Genomic DNA, 16,909 nt, shown 5'->3' on the forward strand with positions numbered 1-16,909 from the left:
AGTGAGTTCAAGGGACTCACTCAATCATCAGGGGTGGCAGATGGACGAGTGGTGGCTGGTGTGCGTGCCGGATCCGGAGCGGTGGGATCCGCTGCCGGAGGAGGGGGTGCTGGGGTCCGTGACTTGCCGGCAGCGGTGGCCGCAGTGGGGTTCAGCCGGGCCATCCGGTTTTTGTACGGCCTGATTTCGTGGTCGATCCTGAGCTGCTGGAATTCGTACTCTCCTCGGAATTCCATCCTCTGGAGCGGGAAACTCGGCGGAATTACGCGCTGGATATCCGGCTGTTGCTGACTTGGTTGTGGCGACGCGGGATCCCGTGGCGGCAGGCGACCGAGAGCGACTTGCGCGCGTACAGGGAATTGCCGGGTGCGGGGGGCCGCCCGTTGCTCCAAGTGCGCGGGGCGGGGCTACTGCTCGTCGAGGACGCCGGGAGTGTCGTGCAGGACCACGCTCTCCTGGAGCGGGATACGGCCGATGTTGATGTTGTGCATCGGGGAAGTCCGGTCGTCGGTGCCGAAGGCGATGCCGAACAGCAGCTTGAGGTCCTCGGGTACGCCCAGGAACTGGCGGACGGTGTCGGCGTACATGCCAAGAGCGGTCTGGGGGATGCCGCGGAATCCCCGGGCGGTCAAGGAGAGCAGGAAGTTCTGGGCGTACATGCCGATGTCACCGGCCGTCCGGACTCCGTCGCCGAGCATCGGCATGAACAGGAAGGCGGCGTGGGGGGCGCCGTAGAAGCGCAGGTTGTCGCGCATCACTTCCTTTCTGCCCTCACGGTCCTCGCGCGCTATGCCGAGGGTTCCGTAGAGCTTCGCACCGTGCTGGAAGGAGCGTTCGAGGTAGATTCCCTGGCCGTAGTCGCCGGTGAAATCGAGGGAGGGCCGCTCCTCCTCGTATGCCTTGAGGAGCTCCGCGCTCAAGTCGTCCCGCGCCGCACCAGAGACGACGTGCACCGTCCACGGCTGGGTGTTGCTGTTCGAGGGGGCCCTGTGTGCGTCTTCCAGCACGCTGCGGATGTCCGAGGGGGACAGCGGGGTGGGCAGGAACTGCCGCGGGGAGTACCTGGCTCGCGTGAGGTCGCTGAAGAACGAAGCGGTGGTGGACAAGACTGTTCCTTTCAGGAGTTCGTTTTCGTGAAGGCGGGACGGCTGACTGCGTCGACCGGGACAGCGGTGCAGGGACCGGTTGAGTTCGACGGTCTCTGCCGGCGTGGGTGCGTGGGTGCGTGGGTGAAGGGCGGCCAGGCGTTCCACAGGGCGCCGTGGGAGCGGTCGGTTACCCGAGCGGCCGGCGGTCTACGCGTTGCTGTCGGGCTGCTGATAGCCGCTTGCGATCAGTTCACGCAACCGGCCCAGTGATTCCTCGTCGGTGGCGCCGGTGCCCATCATCCAGGCAACCGAGCTGGCGGCGAGGAAGAGGTCGAACCCCGTCACCGACGGGCGCAGTCGCCCCGCCTGCTGCGCGGCGCGCACATACTCCTCGGTGGTGGCGATCAGGTTGCCGCATGGAAGAGTCAGCGGATTGTCCGGCTCCTGCGCCTTGGCCGCGGACATGAGAGGTTCCGGCAGCCCGTTGAATGCGCTGAAGTACTCCTCGACCGCACGCAGCCACTGCCGCAGCGCCTCGGCGGCATCACTGAGCTGCGCAATCTCTGCCTGGCGGGCGACCAGCTCCTCGGAGCGGGTCTGCAGCACGGCCGCCAGCAGCGCCTCCCGAGTGGGGAAGTGCCGGTAGAGCGTGGCGGGGCCGACGCCGGCCTCTTTGGCCACCGCGTCCAGGGATGTACCGACGCCGTCTCTCAGGAAATGGCGCTGCGCAGCTTCGAGGAGGGCTGCCCGGTTGCGCTGGACATCCGCGCGGGGCTTGCGACCCCGGCCCTGGATGCTCATATCTCTCCCTGGCCACTGCCGTGCCTCTGTCGCAGAAATACGGAGCCTGTCTCCGCATGACTCGACCATAAAACGGAAGCGGCCTCCGGTCAACCGGGCGCCATCACCTGAAGACCCGACACCGGGCCGTACCCGGCGACGCCGGATACGCGCGCGTACGGGCGGCCGGGCCTGCTGTCAGCGGTGCGGGCGGCGATCGTCGACGACGAGGTCCTGCCGCGCATCTGGCCCAGCCACCACGAAGAACGTGCATTTCTACGGCACCCACCCGGTCGACATCGACGGCGAACTCGCTCAGCTCGACACCGAGGGCTACCGGCCGCTGCGGCTGGCCGGGTTCCAGGTCCGTAGCCCGGTTCGCCGCTCACCGATCGTCGTCGGCGCCGGCAGGCAATTCGCAGCCGGTGCGCAGCAAGTGGTGCAGAGCTGCCGGTGAGAACTCGTCGGCCATGACGGCGCTGCGTACCCAGCTCATGGCGAGCACACCCAGGAACAGTGGCCGTCCTTCTCTCGTGGCGAGATCCGACCCGAAGGGGAAGGTCGCCCGGTACGAGAATGCGGAGATAATCTCCGCTTTACGAGAGGGGCTCATCGGGTGACTGGTCAGGCCGCCGCCGCGGTCATGAGCCGGGCTGGGCGGACGGTGGTCAGGCGCGCAACGCGCTCGCTCGGATGGAATCGGAGCGGTGAACGCTTTCGGCGCCGCCGTCGATGAAGATGACCTGCCCGGTCACGTGCGTGTTCTCCGCGCCGGCCAGCCAGGCCGGCAGTGTGGCCGGAGCCTCTGGGTGGTGCGGCAGGTCCGTTGGGGGGTGACGGTGCGCCTGCGTCGAGAACCGCACGACCTTCGGCCGTGGCCAGTACCGGAGCGGTCATCGGTGTCGCGATGACGCCAGGGACGACCGCGTTGAGCGCGATGCCGGCCCCGGCCCATTGCGTGGTCGGAGCGTGGGTGCGAACCCACCGAGCGATGGCAGGCTGGTGATCGAAGCGCCTCCTTGACGAAAGCGCGGGCACCGTCGGCTGCCGGCAGCCGGGCTCGATACCCGCGGCCTTCGCCTGCGCCTTCGCTAGGGGGTGGGAATCATCCAGCCGGACTTGTGAACGGCCCGCAGGACCGTTGCCGAGGAATCGTCCGCAAGGGCGGCACCGCGGACCCATGCCGTCGCGAGCACGTCCAGAAACAGGTCGCGGCCCCTGACCCACGGCTGCGCGCGGTGGTCTTGTTGAGCCGCGACGAGAAACGCGTCTGTCGCCGTGATGAAGTTCTCGCACGTCGTCGCCAGGGGAGAGGACTCCTCGAGCAGCGCGTCGCGGAGCGGGTCGGGGAGTCCGTCGAACGCGGTCGCGTAGTCGTAGAGCGCTTCGAGCCACTGCTCCAGGGCGCGAGCTGTGTCCCGCTCATCGCGTTCGATCGCGTCGCGTCGGTCGAAGAGCTCGTCATACCGCGCCTGGAGAAGCGCCGCGATCAGCGCTTCGCGAGTCGGGAAGTGCCGGTACAGGGTTCCCGGCCCCACGCCTGCCCGCTTCGCGATCGTGTCCAGCGACCCCGAGACGCCTTCTTCGGAGAAGAACTCCTGGGCAATCTCGAGGATGTGCGACCGGTTGCGCTCCTTGTCCCTACGGGTCCGTGGGGCGCTCGTTCCTGCAGCCATCGTCAGCTCCTTCATCGACAAAACGGAGACTATCTCCTTGACGCGAGAAGCCGCTAGACCGTAGCCTCCCCGAGGTGCGGAGACAGGCTCCGTTTTTTCGGGAGAGGACTCGTGGCCACATGACCCGGACCCTGGACACGGCGCCAGTGCCAGCGCCGTCTCGTGACCGTTTGGCACTGGATGAAGTCCTTGTCATCACCGTGCTGGCGCTGAGTGCATTCGTGATGATCCTCAGTGAACTTGCGATGGGCGTGGCGCTGCCGCAGGTCATGGACGACCTGGGCGTGACGGCAGTCGCCGGCCAGTGGCTGACCACGGGCTACGCGCTGACCATGGCCGTGGTGATCCCCGCCTCAGGCTTCATGACGCAGCGCTTTACGTTGCGCACCTTGTTCTTCGCGACCATGGGGCTGTTCACGCTCGGAACGGCGATCGCAGCGGCCGCGCCGGGCTTCGAACTGCTGCTGGTCGGCCGCATCGTGCAGGCGCTGGGAACAGCTGTCCTCCTGCCGCTGCTGACGACGACCGCGATCCGGCTGGCGCCCGAGGGGCGACGGGGACGGCTCATGGCGGTCACGACCGCTGTTCCCGCGTTCGCCGGTGCCATCAGCCCTGCCATTTCGGGCATCGTCGTGGCGCAGCTGAGCTGGCGCTGGATCTTCATCGTGGTGCTTCCGCTGGCCGTCATTGCCCTGGTCCTGGGGGGGTGGAAGATGCGAAACCTCGACGCGGTCAGAGCTGTGAGGATCGACACCGTCTCGCTCGTCCTCGCAGCCATCGGGTTCGGAGCCTCGCTCTACGGTCTGTCGGCGATCGGTGAGTCCCATGGCGGCGCCTCACTCCTGACCGCGGGGATCGCCCTCGTCGTCGGCGTCCTCGGCATCGCTGCCTTCGTCGCCCGACAGCGGCGCCTGCAGCGGCACTCTCACGCCATGCTCGACATGCGCGTCTTCGCGCACCGCGACTTCAGCCTCTCCGTCGGGATCTTCCTCGCCATGGTCATGACCTCGTTCGGGCTGAACATCGTCTTCCCTCTCGTCCTGCAGAACGTCCTGGGACTGGGAGCGCTCCAGACGGGACTGCTCCTCATACCAGGAGGCGCCGCGATCGCCATCACGGCGGCGTCCGTGGGCCGCGTGTACGAACGCGTAGGGCCACGGTTGCTGGTGGTATCCGGCGCCGTCATCGCCGCCGCGGGCTGGGCTCTGTTGTGCACCGTCACCCGCGACACACCCATCGGGCTGCTCCTGGGACTGCACCTGCTCATCAGCATCGGGCTCGCGTTCATGTGGACCCCGCTCTTCACGCTCGCCATGGGCTCCCTCCCGCCCCGTCTGTACCCGCACGGCAGCGCTGCCCTGAACACCCTGCAGCAGCTCGGCGGGGCTGCCGGCATCGCGGTCCTCGTCACCGTGCTGACCCTGTTCTCCGGCTCGCACGCTTCAGGCTCCGGCATGTCACTCGACGGGATGCGAGCGACGTTCATCGCCGCGCTGCTCCTCACCCTGATCTCCGCCGCCGGCGCGATCTTCCTGCCTCGACACGCAGGAGCGACGTCGGCCGACGTGCCCATGGGGCACTGACCGCAGCAGAGACGATCAAGATCGAAAAGGTAAACTCCCAGTGAGTACATCACAGCTCGACGCGAGCCAACTCAGAGGCGTCTACGGGCGCTTCGCCACAGGAATCGCCCTCGTGGCGGCGCACGTGAACGGCCGACCAGTCGGCATGCTCACCAACTCCTTCAGCTCTGTCTCCCTCGATCCACCCCTGGTCGCGCTCAGTTTCGCCCGAACCTCGACAACATGGCCACAGCTGCGCCTCGCGCCACAATGGGGAATCAGTGTGCTCGGGCAGCACCACAGCGAAGACATGGATCGACTCTCCCGCCCCAGCTCCGAGCGATTCAACGGACTCGACTGGACCGCCGACGACAAGGGGGCAGTCCTCCTCGATCGAGCCGTGGCCACACTCGACGTCCGCCTGCACGCGGAGCTCGACGGGGGCGACCATATGCTCACTCTTCTTCGCGTGACTGAGACACACGTCTCTGCTGACGAGGACCCGCTCGTCTTCTACGCCAGCCAGCGTCGTCGCCTGGCCAATTGACCCTCCGCAGAAGACGGAGAAAGCGCAGCCAGCGGCACCACCTTGGCCCTGGAGGACGGGGTGTACGTCGCGAAGATGCTTCGCGAGCACCACTACATCGACGCGGTCTACTACCTGCACGCCGCCGCAGCGGCGGCACCGATAGGGCAGTGAGCTCTCGCCGGTCCTCAGGCGGACTGCCCGGGATCCTTGTGCGGCGTCGCCGGCGGCAGCACCCGCGTCCTTTTCGCCGCTGCGGCCAAGCGGGCGCACCATCCGCAAGGCGGCGAACTCGCCGCCCGCACGTTCACCATCGCGACCCGCCCGGTTCGATCACCTACAACGTAAGGACATATCAGTCATGAGTAAGAGCTCGTTCCTGCTCGGAGCGGTACTGGGAGAGATGCACGGCAACCACCCAGGAGCGTGGCGGATGCCGGCGGCTGATCCGAATGCCTACACCGACGTGACGGCCTTCGTGCGCGCCGCTCAGACCGCCGAACGCGGCGGACTGGACTACCTCTTCTTCCCCGACCGGGTCTTCGTCTGGGGAGACCTCGAGTCGCGACCCCCCATCGTGACGATGGAGCCGACCCTGACACTGGCTGCGATTGCCCCCGCCACACGACGAATCGGCCTGGTCACCACGTTGTCGACCTCGTTCGTCGAGCCGTACACACTCGCCCGACAGCTCAGGGCGCTGGACGTGATGAGTCATGGTCGCGCCGGCTGGCAGGCCATCCCCAGCTACGAACCGGAGGCATTCGCCAACTACGGACGCCCCGTTCCGTCGCGTACAGAGAAGTACGAACGCTTCAACGAGGCCATCCAGATCACTCAGGCGCTGTGGGGAAGCTGGGACAGAGCCGCGGGCACCCCCGACAAGGCCACCGGACGGTTCGCTGACACCTCACACATCCGCCCCATCAATATGCAGGGCCGTCACGTCCGATCACGTGGGCCACTGCAGATCCCGCCGTCCGAGCAGGGACAACCGGTGATCTTCATGCCCTTCGCCAGCGGTCTCGGTGTGCAGGCCGCCAGCATGTACGCCAACGGCATCATCGCCCACCCCTCCTCCATGGAGGAGGCCAAGGCTCAGCGCGCCATGATGCGATCGATGACGGTGGAAGCCGGCCGGGAAGCGGACGAAGTAAAGTTCCTCTCCTTCTTCGCCCTCACCGTCGGCCCCACCCTGCAGGAGGTTGTCGAGCGGCGCATGGTGCTCGAGGAAGCCGCTGGGATCGAGAAGCGCCTGGCTCACCTGTCGGCCATCCTCGGAGATCGCCTGGACCCAGCCGATCGTGACAAGCCACTCACCAGCGCCCAGATCGCGGCCCTGCGCCCCCATCCTGGAGCTCCTCAAGCAGTCCACGCCCTCGAGCTCGCCCGCCAAGGGCGGACACCGCACGAAATCCTCGGTCACGGGGTGCTCGACCAATCTCCGTCCCTGGTCGGAACCGCCGAACAGATCGCCGACACGCTGCAGGAATGGGTGGAGGCAGGTGCCGCCGACGGCTTCTCCGTCGTCATCGATGACCTGCACGACGGGATGGACGCCTTCGTAGACCAGGTCGTACCTGTCCTGCGTCAGCGCGGCCTACGCCCCGACGACTACCAGGGCGCGACGCTGCGCGACCACCTCGGCCTCCCGGAACAACTCGGTCTGGACCCGCGTCTCACTTGAGTTCTGTCCGGTGCGGCGTGGCCTGGGGGTGCTCGATAGAGGTTGTCCCGTAACTGCTGGCAGGGATGAGCTGATCTTGTCGTGGTCTGGTGTGATTACGGCGTCGGATCCTTCGTGGACAGGCCCGTTCACCGGACTGAGCCCGCGGCAGTTCGGCAAGCTGATCACCGCGCTGCGCCGTGAGGGAGCCGACCCGGTCCGCAAGGGCCAGCCGTCGTCGCTGCCGCCCGACGGCAGGCGCATCGCGGCGATCGACAGCGACATCCCGGAAATCGGCATCCACGTCACTGCCCTCGACGACACCAGCGGCCCAGACCTCGTGCCGATCCAGGCGTCCTTCCGCGACAACGCCGCGCACGGGCTGCCCCCGGTGCCGGAGACCGAGCACAACACGGCCGGTTGACCGCCCGTCCACTGTGTGGGGTCTCACGAACCGTGTCCTGATCTCACGGCCGATGTCCTACGGATGTCCGCGCGTGAGACCTCGCAGGTCAGCGGCTCGCGCCTCGCGGCCGTTCCGAGAATTTGAACACGATCGTGAGACTGAGCAGCCGGACACGGCGTGAGACTCCAGGAGAAGCCGCAGGTCACAGGCTCGGCCTAGGACACGAGCCGCGAGATCCTACACACTGGTCGGCAACGTCACCTGCTCCCTTGGCGGCCCCAGCCGGCATCCCGCTCTCGCCCGTGAGCAGGGCGCGAACTCCCGGGCCGGGCCCGCCGCGGTCATGCTCAGCGAGGACGACGGAGAACTCTTGGACTGCCGCGCAGCAGCCCAAGACCTCCAGGACTCAACCAGAGCGAGTCCCGAGAGACTCTGGTCGTCTTCCCAGACGAATTCCGGGCGACTACGGATGCTCTGAGCGAGTGGAGCTTCGGGTCATCAGTGATGAAATTGAGAGCCGCCCGCCACAGGTTCCGCCGCATCGGGAACATGCTCGGCGCCCGGAACGCGAACAGGTTCATCAATTTCATCGAAGTGGCCTACATCCCGCCCGCGAACAAGGCGCAGTCGACCTGACAGGAACCGCTCGTCCAGACCGGAGGTGGTGCCGTTCGCGTTCGGGTCGCTGTCCTTCCCGGTGGCGCTGCCGCGGGAGGTGTCCGTGTGGGGCGCGTTCCTGGTGGCGGTGGCGCGGATCGCGGCGGAGTATCCGCTGGTGGACCTGTCGGTGCGGGAGCCGGACATCGAGTCGGTGATCGCCAAGATGTACGCGGAACGCGCGGGCGCGTAGTGTCCGGCGCGGCGACCTCGTAGGCTGCTGTACATGACCGACGACGCCCCGGAACTCCGCGCATCCGACGCCGACCGTGAACGAGTCGCCGAGGTCCTGCGGGACGCCCTCGCGGAGGGGCGGCTGGACATGACCGAGTTCGAGGAGCGGCTGGACGCCACGTACAGCGCGCGGACGTACGGGGACCTGACGCCGATCACCCGGGACCTGCCGGTCGGCCCCGTGGACGGGCCGCCCCGGGTGTCGATGACCAAGGAGCCCGAGCGTTCCGGGGGCTGGGCGGGCCGGATCACCGGGGGCGAGCCGTCGTCCACGTGGGCGGTCGCCGTGATGTCCGGGTTCCAGCGCAAGGGGCGCTGGACGGTGCCGAGGCGGTTCAACTCCTTCGCGTTCTGGGGTGGCGGGGACATCGACCTGCGCGAGGCGGACTTCGCGCACGACGAGGTCGTGATCAACTGCGTCGCGATCATGGGCGGGATGAACGTGGTCGTGCCGCCCGGCGTCGAGGTCGTCGTGCGCGGCATCGGGATCATGGGCGGCTTCGACCACCGTGAGGAGGGCGTCCCCGGTGACGTGGGTGCCCCGCGCGTCGTCGTGACGGGCTTCGCCTTCTGGGGCGGGGTCGGCGTCGAGCGCAAGCTGACGCGGGCGGAGAAGCTGCGGATCAAGGAAGAGCGCCGGCAGGAGAAGCTGGAGCGCAAGGGCCGCAAGGAACTGGACGGCTCGCGCCACGGTCTGCACGACCTGCACCGCGAGGAGGAGTGGGACCGCCGCCGGGACAGCTGACCGGCCGGGCGGTGTCCGGCCCGGCCGCGGTGCGCCGTCCGGTGGTGTCCGGCCCGGCCGCGGTGCGCCGTCCGGTGGTGTCCGGCCCGGCGCGGTGCGTCGCCCAGGGGTGATGCCGGCCGGTGGTGCGTCGTCCGGTGATGCGTCGCCCAGGGGTGATATCGGCCGGTGGTGCACCGCACAGCGATGCACCGCACAGCGATGCCGCGCACAGCGATGCCGCGCACAGCGATGCCGCGCACAGCGATGCCGCGCACAGCGATGCCGCGCACAGCGATGCCGCGCACAGCGGTGTCCCGTTCCGGGCGGTGTCCGGCTCTCAGAGCTGGATCGGTGCCGCGCCCTTCAGGTCGTCCAGGTCGAGGATGCCGCCCATGCGGGCGTACCCCTTGTCGCCGGGGTGCAGGTGGTCGCCGCTGTCGTAGTCGGAGCGCATCCGGCGCGGGTCGTAGGGGTCGCGCAGGGCCTTGTCGAAGTCGACGACCTCGTCGAACACCCGGCCCGAGCGGATCTCCCCGTTGATCTGCTGCCGCATCGTCTCGCGGGCCTGCGTGTACCCGCCGTAGCCGCCGAACGGCGTGATCGTCGCGCCGACGACCTTCAGCCCCCGGGCGTGCGCCTGGTCGGTCAGCGTGCGCAGGCCCATGAGGATGGCGTCCCGGTCGGCGAGTTCCGGGCTGTGCAGGATGTCGTTGACGCCGAGGACGATGACGACGACCTTGACGTTGGTGCGGCCCAGTACGTCCCGCTCGAACCGGCTCAGCGCGCTGGGGTTGTCGGCGGGCCGGCCCGCCCGGCCGGTCAGGATCCGGTTGCCGCTGATGCCCTGGTTGACGACGCTGTAGCGGGGCGCGTCCCGCCCGGCCGCCTCGTGCAGCCGCTCGGCGAGGACGTCGGTCCAGCGGTTGTTGGCGCCCGTCTCGGAGCCGAAGCCGTCGGTGATCGAGTCGCCGATGGCGACGACGGTGCCGTCGGCCTCGTGGCTCAGCACGTCCAGCGCGGTCAGGTAGCGCCAGTACCGCGTCTGCGTGGTGTACGCGACGCCGGTGACGTCCGCGGCGCGGTCGCCGTCGGCGAGGTAACTGATCTGCTGCGCGCGCGGGTGGTAGGTGACCGGACCCGACGGCACGGGGGAGTACGTGGTGACCAGGACGTCCGCGCCGTACGGGACGGCGATGCGCGCGATGTCGCTCATGACCTGTCCGCCCGCCGGGATCACGACCCGGGGGCTGCCCCGGAAGGTGAGCCGGCGCATGGTGTCGGCGAGCGCGGCGGCGGTGTCGGGACCGGCGGCCAGGGCGACGGAGGCGTGCGTGATGGTCAGCGGGGACTGCCCGTAGAGGTTGGACAGGGTGATCCGCGCGCTGGTGCCGCCGATGCTCGTGTGCACGACGTTGCGTACCGAACGGCCCGCCATGCCGGTCGTCTCGGTGCCCGGTTCGGCGGCGGCCGGTGAAGTGGACCAGGCGCCGACCCACGTGCCGGCCGAGGCGGGAGCGGCGTCTCCCCGTGGGAAGCGCCCGCCGGCGAGCGGTGTGCGGTCCTTCGTGCCGCCGTCGGCGGACACTCCGGCGTATATGGCCGCGGAAATCGCCACTATCAGGGTGACGATCGCCGCGAGCAGGGCACGGTGCTTGGTGGGGGGCGCCCCCGCACCCCCGTCACGACCCCGGGTCATGCTGTGCTGTTCTCCTCGGGCGAGGGAGCCCGAGGCTCCGGTGGGATGAACCCATGATGCGTCATGGGCGGAGGAAAGGCCGTACGACCCCCGGGCGTTCCCCCTCCAGGACAGACGACGGGAACTTGTGTTCCGTTCCAGGAGTCGGTCAGGAAGGGACAATGTGTGCGGGACGGATCAGCGAACGGTGGAGTGGATGGAACGCACGAAGTCGGTTTTTCCTGATGGTCCGGGAGATGCCGGGGAGGGCGCCGGGGCGGGTGAGGCGGCGGGCGGAGGGCGGCCCGCCGCGGGGGCCGGGCAGACCGCCCGCGACCGTGCGATGACGTCCTTCAGCCCGGCCGACGAGGAGAAGCGCCGCGGCGTGCGCCGCATGAAACTCACCGCCACGGGCCTGCTGCTGTTCGTCGCCGTGGTCTACGTCCTGGCCGAATGGGCCTCCCACCGGGGCGCGGGCGCCTGGGCGGGCTACGTCGCCGCCGCCGCCGAGGCCGGCATGGTCGGCGCGCTCGCCGACTGGTTCGCGGTCACCGCCCTCTTCCGCCACCCGCTGGGCATCCCCATCCCGCACACCGCGATCATTCCCAAGAAGAAGGACCAGCTGGGTGTCTCGCTGGGCGAGTTCGTCGGGGAGAACTTCCTCTCCGAGGACGTCGTACGGCAGCGGCTGCGCGCCGTCGGCATCGGCAGCCGGCTCGGCGCCTGGCTCGCCGTGCCCGAACACGCCGACCGGGTGACGGCGGAGCTGTCCGCCGCCCTGCGGGGTGCCCTCACCGTGCTGCGGGACTCCGACGTGCAGGCGGTCGTGGGGGAGGCGATCACACGCCGCGCCGACGCGCAGGAGATCGCCCCCGGCATCGGCAAACTGCTGGACCGGATCGTCGCCGACGGCGGCCACAAGCGGGCCGTCGACCTGATCGTCTCCCGTGCCCACGACTGGCTGATCCTGCACGGCGACTCCGTCATGGACGCCGTACAGGGCGGGGCACCCGGATGGACGCCCCGGTTCGTGGACAAGCGGGTCGGCGAGCGCGTCTACAAGGAGCTGCTGCGCTTCGTCACCGAGATGCGCGACATGCCGGCCCACCCCGCACGAGGCGCCCTGGACCGCTTCCTCACCGACTTCGCCTCCGACCTCCAGTCCGACACGGACACCCGCGCGCGCGTGGAGCGGCTGAAGACCGAGGTGCTGGGCCGCGGCGAGGTCCAGGACCTCATCGCGTCCGCCTGGACGGCCGTACGATCCATGATCGTCTCGGCGGCGGAGGACGAGCGCAGCGAACTGCGCATGCGGGTACGGGCCTCGCTGCTGTCGCTGGGAGCGCGGATGGCCTCGGACCCCAAGGTGCAGGGCAAGGCCGACGGGTGGGTCGAGGGCGCCGCGGTGTACGTCGTCACCACCTACCGCAAGGAGATCACCTCCCTGATCACCGACACGGTGGCGAGCTGGGACGCCGAGCACACCACGAAGAAGATCGAGGCGAACATCGGCCGCGACCTGCAGTTCATCCGCATCAACGGCACGGTGGTCGGCTCGCTGGCCGGGCTGCTGATCTACACGGTCTCCCGCATGCTGGGGGCGTAGGGCAGACCCTGCCCTCCCGGCTCGGCGGGCTCGGCGGGCGTGTCCCCTCCCGTGGCGCCGGGCGTGTCCCTCCCGGCTCCGGGCACACGGGAGGCGTTCGCTCGACGGAGAGGGAGCCATGACAGCAGAATCGTCGTCGCGGGGCCCGACGCCCGCCGCCACCGGCGCCGTCACCACGGCCGTCCCCGCCCGCCTGGACCGGCTGCCCTGGTCGCGATGGCACTGGATGATCGTGATCGGCCTGGGCACCGTCTGGATCCTGGACGGCCTGGAAGTCACGATCGTCGGCAACGTGGCCGGCCGCATCGCCGAGGACGGCAGCGGCCTGGACATCAGCGCCGCCCAGATCACCGGCCTCGCCGCCGCCCTGTACGTCGCGGGCGCCTGCTCCGGGGCGCTGTTCTTCGGCTGGCTGACCGACCGTTACGGCCGCAAGAAGCTGTTCATCACGACACTGGTCGTGTATCTGGCGGCGACCGCGCTGACCGCGCTCTCCTTCGAGTCCTGGTGGTTCTTCCTCTTCCGCTTCCTCACCGGCTTCGGTATCGGCGGCGAGTACGCGGCCATCAACTCCGCGATCGACGAGCTGATCCCGTCCCGCTACCGGGGGCGGGTCGACCTCATCATCAACGGCAGCTACTGGCTCGGCGCGATCGGCGGCGCCCTGCTGTCCATCGTGATGCTGGACACCGACATCTTCCCCAAGGACCTCGGCTGGCGGCTCAGCTTCGCCCTCGGCGTGATCCTCGGCCTGGTCATCCTCCTCGTACGCCGGCACGTCCCGGAGAGCCCGCGCTGGCAGTTCATCCACGGCCACGGCGGGGAGGCCGAGACCCTCGTGACGTCCGTCGAACGTGAGATCGAGGAGGAGAAGGGTGAGAAGCTGCCGCCGCCGGCCCGTGAGATCACCATCCACCAGCGCAAGAGCATCGGCTTCGGCCTGATCGCCAAGACCGTCTTCAGCCGCTACCCGCGCCGCGCGGTCCTCGGCCTGTCCCTCTTCATCGGCCAGGCGTTCCTCTACAACGCCATCACCTTCGGCTTCGGCACCATCCTCATCACCTTCTTCGACGTGCCGACCGGCAGCACCGGCTACTACTTCGCCGTCATCGCCGCCGGCAACTTCATGGGCCCGCTGCTCCTCGGCACGCTCTTCGACACGGTCGGCCGCCGCATCATGATCTCCAGCACGTACCTGCTCTCCGGCATCCTGCTCTTCGGCACGGCGTACCTCTTCGACCAGGGATCGCTCACGGCCACGACGATGACGGCGTGCTGGTGCGTGGTGCTGTTCTTCGCGTCGGCGGGCGCCTCCAGCGCGTACCTGACCGTCTCCGAGGTCTTCCCGATGGAGACCCGCGCCATGGCCATCGCCTTCTTCTACGCCCTCGGCACCGCCGCCGGCGGTATCAGCGGCCCGCTGCTCTTCGCCAGCCTCACCGAGTCCGGCGTGGTCGGCGACACGGTCCTGGCCTTCCAGATCGGCGCCGGGCTGATGTGCGCGGCCGGCCTGGTGGCGGCGTTCCTGGCGGTGAAGGCGGAGCGCCGCTCGCTGGAGGACATCGCGGAGCCGCTGTCGACGGTGCGGGCGGATTCGGCGGGCAGCTAGCGTGGTCCCGTACTCCCGTCCCGTCCCGCTCGCCGCCCGACCGGCCGACCGCGAGGAGCCGCCCGATGACCATCCGCCGGATCGTCCCCAACATCCAGGTCGAGCGCGAGGAGCGGATGCGCACGAGCCGTGACTTCTACGGCCTGCTGGGCTTCGAGGAGGTCATGGACATGGGCTGGGTGACGACCCTGGCCTCCCCGTCCAACCCCACCGCCCAGATCAGCCTCTTCACCGAGGAACGCACCGCGCCCCTCGTCCCCGACCTGAGCGTGGAGGTCGAGGACGTGGACGCGGTGTACGCAGAGCTGTCCGCGTCGGGCGCGGAGATCGTACGGGAGTTGCGGAACGAGGAGTGGGGCGTACGGCGCTTCTTCGTACGGGACCCGAACGGGCGGGTGGTGAACGTACTGACCCACCTGACGTAGGCCGACGGCTCACCCCCGCCGGTCGGCGACCGCCCACGAGGCCGGCGCCACGGCGCCGGCGACACCGAGGACGGCGGGCCAGGCGCCCACCTTCCTGGCCGGCGGGTGGGACCCGGCGAAGCCCGCGACGTACGCGGCCGTCAGCGCCCCCGCCGCCCTCCCGCCGGCCCGCTCCCGCCACTGCTGCGCGGCGGCGGCCCCGGCGACGGCGAGCACGGCCCCGCCGAGCTGCCGCTTCTTCGTCCAGCGGGCCGCGCCGTACCCGCCGACGAGACCACCCGCGGCGACCAACGCGCTGGGAACCTTCGCCATGTCCGTCTCCTCTGTCTCCTGCCGTGCCGACTACCGCAGCCGAGGCCAATCCGCGGCCTGCACGGCGCACGCGCCGGGGTGAGCGCCGCTCCGCTCCGCTCCCCGCGAAGGGCGGTGTGCCACTCCATCGGCCGAACAGCGGGCACGGCCCGCGACACTTCCGGGTACCCGCCGAGTTGGAGCGAGGGGAGCGGGGGCCGGAGAACGGCGAGACGAGGAGCAGGAATCCGATGAGTACGCAGAGCAGGAACACGGGCGCCGGCACAGGCTCAGGGGGTGACCGGCCCCGCGCCCGGTCGGTCGTGGTGGACGGCGGCGCCCGCGTGGCGTGCTGGGAGTCGGGACCCCCCGACGCCGAACCGGTCCTCCTCCTGCACGGCTACCCCGCCAACCACCACTGCTGGCGCCACCAGATCCCGCCCCTGGCGGACCGGTACCGGGTCATCACCCCGGACCTCCTCGGCTGGGGCGAGTCCGACCGCCCCCTGCACCTGTCCTTCGACTACGACACCGAGGTCACCCGCCTCGCCCGGCTGCTCGACGCGCTGGACCTGGACTCGGTGAACCTGGCCGGCCACGACTACGGCGGCTTCCTCGCCCTCGGCCTCACCGAGACCCACCCCGGCCGCGTCCGCCGGCTGGCCGTCCTCAACAGCCGCGCCCACGCCTCCTTCACCCGCCCCTGGTACGCCGTCTTCAGCCTGATCAGCCTCGCCGGCCGCAGCTCCGCCCTCCGGCCGGCGGCGACGCGCCTGCCCTACGCCGCCATCCACCGCCGGTCCCTCGCACCGCTGGTCCGCGCGGGCCACCTGGACACCGGCGCACTGGACGACTACGTCGGCTGGATGGACACGCCGGAGGGCCGCCGCTGGATCCTCCACTACTTCGGCGACTACCGCACCCCGCCCCGCCCCGAACTGCGCCGGCACCTCTGCGACATCGCCTGCCCCACGGCGGTCATCTGGGGCCGCACGGACCCGTACCTGAGCCCGTCGATCGCGACCGAGCTGGCCGGGGCCGTCCCCGGCGCCGAACTGACGATGCTGGACGGCACCGGCCACTGGGTGATGGACGAGAGCCCGGCCGAGGTGACGGCGGCCCTGAGCCGACTGCTGGCACGCCCCGCCCCGGGCGCCACGGCGTAGCCGCGCGTCACCCGGGGGCGCCTTCCGGCGCTTCCCGGCACTCCAGGTCTGCCCGGAGGTTCCCTGTCGGCTGAGACGCAGGACACACCCACCACCTCCTTGGAGCTGTCACATCCGGCCGCCGCGCTCCGTCGTAGCCGTGTACGCCCAAAGGCGCACGACTGACGACCCAGCTCGATGAACGACGATGGAGGAGCTCATCATGGAAGCCCGACTCGACATGTTCGGCAGCCCGCTCGCCGGTAAGTTCCTGCGGCACATCAACTCGGCGGGCAAGCTCCTGGCGGACGCGGGGCTGCCGCACGCGACCCAGGAGCTGGTGAAGATCCGCGCCAGCCAGATCAACGGCTGCGGCTTCTGCCTCGACATGCACACCAAGGACGCCGAGAAGGCGGGCGAGACCGCGCTGCGCCTGAACCTGGTCGCGGCCTGGCGGGAGGCCAACGTCTTCACCGACGCCGAGCGCGCCGCCCTGGAACTGACCGAGCAGGGCACCCGCATCGCCGACGGCGGCGGCGTCTGTGACGAGGCCTGGGCGAACGCGGCGCAGCACTACGACGAGGACCAGCTCACCGCGCTGGTCGGCCTGATCGCCGTGATCAACATGTACAACCGCATGAACGTCATCACCCGCCAGCCGGCGGGCGACTACGTGCCGGGCATGTTCGGCTGACCCCGCCCGCACGGAGTACGTGGGCGGCTCGCCCCCGCATCACTCCCGAGCCGGGGAGGAGGGAGAGCCGCCCACCCGTACCCGAATCGCAGCCCCTCAACTCCGCACTCGCGAAGCCCTTTTCACGCCCCACCGGCGGAGT

Annotated in this window: 15 protein-coding genes and 2 pseudogenes; 12 read left to right on the forward strand and 5 right to left on the reverse strand. The window is 69.6% G+C overall.

Annotation, left to right across the window (positions count from 1 at the left end; all coding sequences use genetic code 11):
• Positions 1-407: 407 nt before the first annotated feature.
• On the reverse strand, positions 408-1,106 hold the full coding sequence (locus ACIQ1J_RS24275) for a nitroreductase (RefSeq protein WP_403559921.1): 699 nt from the start codon (positions 1,104-1,106) through the stop codon (positions 408-410).
• 189 nt (positions 1,107-1,295) lie between these two features.
• Positions 1,296-1,889 carry a TetR/AcrR family transcriptional regulator gene (locus tag ACIQ1J_RS24280; protein WP_403559923.1) on the reverse strand — a complete coding sequence of 198 codons (594 nt, stop codon included), beginning with the start codon at positions 1,887-1,889 and terminating at the stop codon, positions 1,296-1,298.
• A gap of 247 nt (positions 1,890-2,136) precedes the next feature.
• Here ACIQ1J_RS24280 and ACIQ1J_RS24285 point away from each other — a divergent pair, with 247 nt between their 5' ends.
• Complete coding sequence (locus ACIQ1J_RS24285; protein WP_403559925.1) at positions 2,137-2,325, forward strand: hypothetical protein; 189 nt, start codon at positions 2,137-2,139, stop codon at positions 2,323-2,325.
• Positions 2,326-2,959: 634 nt separating this feature from the next.
• On the opposite strand, the gene ACIQ1J_RS24290 is transcribed toward ACIQ1J_RS24285, so the two are convergent.
• Positions 2,960-3,559: a TetR/AcrR family transcriptional regulator gene (locus ACIQ1J_RS24290; RefSeq protein WP_403559927.1), complete on the reverse strand. Its 600-nt coding sequence runs from the start codon at positions 3,557-3,559 to the stop codon at positions 2,960-2,962.
• Between the two features lie 104 nt (positions 3,560-3,663).
• On the opposite strand from ACIQ1J_RS24290, the gene ACIQ1J_RS24295 reads away from it, so the two are divergent.
• From ACIQ1J_RS24295 to ACIQ1J_RS24320, 6 genes and pseudogenes are all read left to right on the forward strand, one after another.
• On the forward strand, positions 3,664-5,127 hold the full coding sequence (locus ACIQ1J_RS24295) for a DHA2 family efflux MFS transporter permease subunit (RefSeq protein ID WP_403559929.1): 1,464 nt from the start codon (positions 3,664-3,666) through the stop codon (positions 5,125-5,127).
• 40 nt (positions 5,128-5,167) lie between these two features.
• Complete coding sequence (locus ACIQ1J_RS24300) at positions 5,168-5,653, forward strand: flavin reductase family protein (RefSeq protein ID WP_403559931.1); 486 nt, start codon at positions 5,168-5,170, stop codon at positions 5,651-5,653.
• A gap of 340 nt (positions 5,654-5,993) precedes the next feature.
• Positions 5,994-7,319: an NtaA/DmoA family FMN-dependent monooxygenase gene (locus tag ACIQ1J_RS24305; protein WP_403559933.1), complete on the forward strand. Its 1,326-nt coding sequence runs from the start codon at positions 5,994-5,996 to the stop codon at positions 7,317-7,319.
• 76 nt (positions 7,320-7,395) lie between these two features.
• Positions 7,396-7,563 (forward strand): annotated as a pseudogene (locus ACIQ1J_RS24310) (IS5/IS1182 family transposase); the annotation flags it as partial.
• 883 nt (positions 7,564-8,446) lie between these two features.
• A pseudogene (locus tag ACIQ1J_RS24315) lies at positions 8,447-8,554 on the forward strand (methionine ABC transporter ATP-binding protein); the annotation flags it as partial.
• Positions 8,555-8,587: 33 nt separating this feature from the next.
• Positions 8,588-9,340: a DUF1707 domain-containing protein gene (locus tag ACIQ1J_RS24320; protein ID WP_403559935.1), complete on the forward strand. Its 753-nt coding sequence runs from the start codon at positions 8,588-8,590 to the stop codon at positions 9,338-9,340.
• A gap of 319 nt (positions 9,341-9,659) precedes the next feature.
• Here the strand turns inward: ACIQ1J_RS24320 and ACIQ1J_RS24325 are convergent, their stop codons facing one another.
• Positions 9,660-11,018, reverse strand: coding sequence for an SGNH/GDSL hydrolase family protein (locus ACIQ1J_RS24325; protein WP_403559937.1), 1,359 nt, complete (start codon positions 11,016-11,018; stop codon positions 9,660-9,662).
• A 196-nt stretch (positions 11,019-11,214) separates the two neighbouring features.
• Between ACIQ1J_RS24325 and ACIQ1J_RS24330 the strand changes: the two genes are divergently transcribed.
• The 3 genes from ACIQ1J_RS24330 (at position 11,215) to ACIQ1J_RS24340 (ending at position 14,637) form a co-directional block, all read left to right on the forward strand.
• Positions 11,215-12,603 (forward strand): DUF445 domain-containing protein, encoded by a 1,389-nt coding sequence (locus tag ACIQ1J_RS24330; RefSeq protein ID WP_403559939.1) that lies wholly within the window; start codon positions 11,215-11,217, stop codon positions 12,601-12,603.
• Between the two features lie 118 nt (positions 12,604-12,721).
• Positions 12,722-14,212, forward strand: coding sequence for an MFS transporter (locus ACIQ1J_RS24335; RefSeq protein ID WP_403559941.1), 1,491 nt, complete (start codon positions 12,722-12,724; stop codon positions 14,210-14,212).
• 65 nt (positions 14,213-14,277) lie between these two features.
• Positions 14,278-14,637, forward strand: a complete 360-nt coding sequence (locus ACIQ1J_RS24340; protein WP_403559943.1) for a VOC family protein — start codon at positions 14,278-14,280, stop codon at positions 14,635-14,637.
• Between the two features lie 9 nt (positions 14,638-14,646).
• Here ACIQ1J_RS24340 and ACIQ1J_RS24345 read toward each other — a convergent pair whose 3' ends face one another.
• Positions 14,647-14,949, reverse strand: coding sequence for a hypothetical protein (locus tag ACIQ1J_RS24345; protein WP_403559945.1), 303 nt, complete (start codon positions 14,947-14,949; stop codon positions 14,647-14,649).
• 230 nt (positions 14,950-15,179) lie between these two features.
• On the opposite strand from ACIQ1J_RS24345, the gene ACIQ1J_RS24350 reads away from it, so the two are divergent.
• Together ACIQ1J_RS24350 and ACIQ1J_RS24355 are read left to right on the forward strand one after the other, a co-directional pair.
• Positions 15,180-16,094 carry an alpha/beta fold hydrolase gene (locus ACIQ1J_RS24350; protein WP_403559947.1) on the forward strand — a complete coding sequence of 305 codons (915 nt, stop codon included), beginning with the start codon at positions 15,180-15,182 and terminating at the stop codon, positions 16,092-16,094.
• Between the two features lie 202 nt (positions 16,095-16,296).
• On the forward strand, positions 16,297-16,767 hold the full coding sequence (locus ACIQ1J_RS24355) for a carboxymuconolactone decarboxylase family protein (protein WP_403559949.1): 471 nt from the start codon (positions 16,297-16,299) through the stop codon (positions 16,765-16,767).
• Positions 16,768-16,909: the final 142 nt, after the last annotated feature.

Source organism: Streptomyces sp. NPDC097107 (genome assembly GCF_044762405.1).
GTDB classification, from domain to species: Bacteria; Actinomycetota; Actinomycetes; order Streptomycetales; family Streptomycetaceae; genus Streptomyces; species Streptomyces thinghirensis.

What these genes read in the sequence shown, in the direction of transcription:
- ACIQ1J_RS24335 (WP_403559941.1), top strand. Translation starts at nt 12,722, where the DNA reads ATGACAGCAGAATCGTCGTCGCGGGGCCCGACGCCCGCCGCCACCGGC.
- ACIQ1J_RS24325 (WP_403559937.1), bottom strand. Translation starts at nt 11,018, where the DNA reads ATGACCCGGGGTCGTGACGGGGGTGCGGGGGCGCCCCCCACCAAGCAC.
- ACIQ1J_RS24305 (WP_403559933.1), top strand. Translation starts at nt 5,994, where the DNA reads ATGAGTAAGAGCTCGTTCCTGCTCGGAGCGGTACTGGGAGAGATGCAC.
- ACIQ1J_RS24330 (WP_403559939.1), top strand. Translation starts at nt 11,215, where the DNA reads ATGGAACGCACGAAGTCGGTTTTTCCTGATGGTCCGGGAGATGCCGGG.
- ACIQ1J_RS24290 (WP_403559927.1), bottom strand. Translation starts at nt 3,559, where the DNA reads ATGAAGGAGCTGACGATGGCTGCAGGAACGAGCGCCCCACGGACCCGT.
- ACIQ1J_RS24320 (WP_403559935.1), top strand. Translation starts at nt 8,588, where the DNA reads ATGACCGACGACGCCCCGGAACTCCGCGCATCCGACGCCGACCGTGAA.
- ACIQ1J_RS24345 (WP_403559945.1), bottom strand. Translation starts at nt 14,949, where the DNA reads ATGGCGAAGGTTCCCAGCGCGTTGGTCGCCGCGGGTGGTCTCGTCGGC.
- ACIQ1J_RS24355 (WP_403559949.1), top strand. Translation starts at nt 16,297, where the DNA reads ATGGAAGCCCGACTCGACATGTTCGGCAGCCCGCTCGCCGGTAAGTTC.
- ACIQ1J_RS24350 (WP_403559947.1), top strand. Translation starts at nt 15,180, where the DNA reads ATGAGTACGCAGAGCAGGAACACGGGCGCCGGCACAGGCTCAGGGGGT.
- ACIQ1J_RS24295 (WP_403559929.1), top strand. Translation starts at nt 3,664, where the DNA reads ATGACCCGGACCCTGGACACGGCGCCAGTGCCAGCGCCGTCTCGTGAC.
- ACIQ1J_RS24280 (WP_403559923.1), bottom strand. Translation starts at nt 1,889, where the DNA reads ATGAGCATCCAGGGCCGGGGTCGCAAGCCCCGCGCGGATGTCCAGCGC.
- ACIQ1J_RS24340 (WP_403559943.1), top strand. Translation starts at nt 14,278, where the DNA reads ATGACCATCCGCCGGATCGTCCCCAACATCCAGGTCGAGCGCGAGGAG.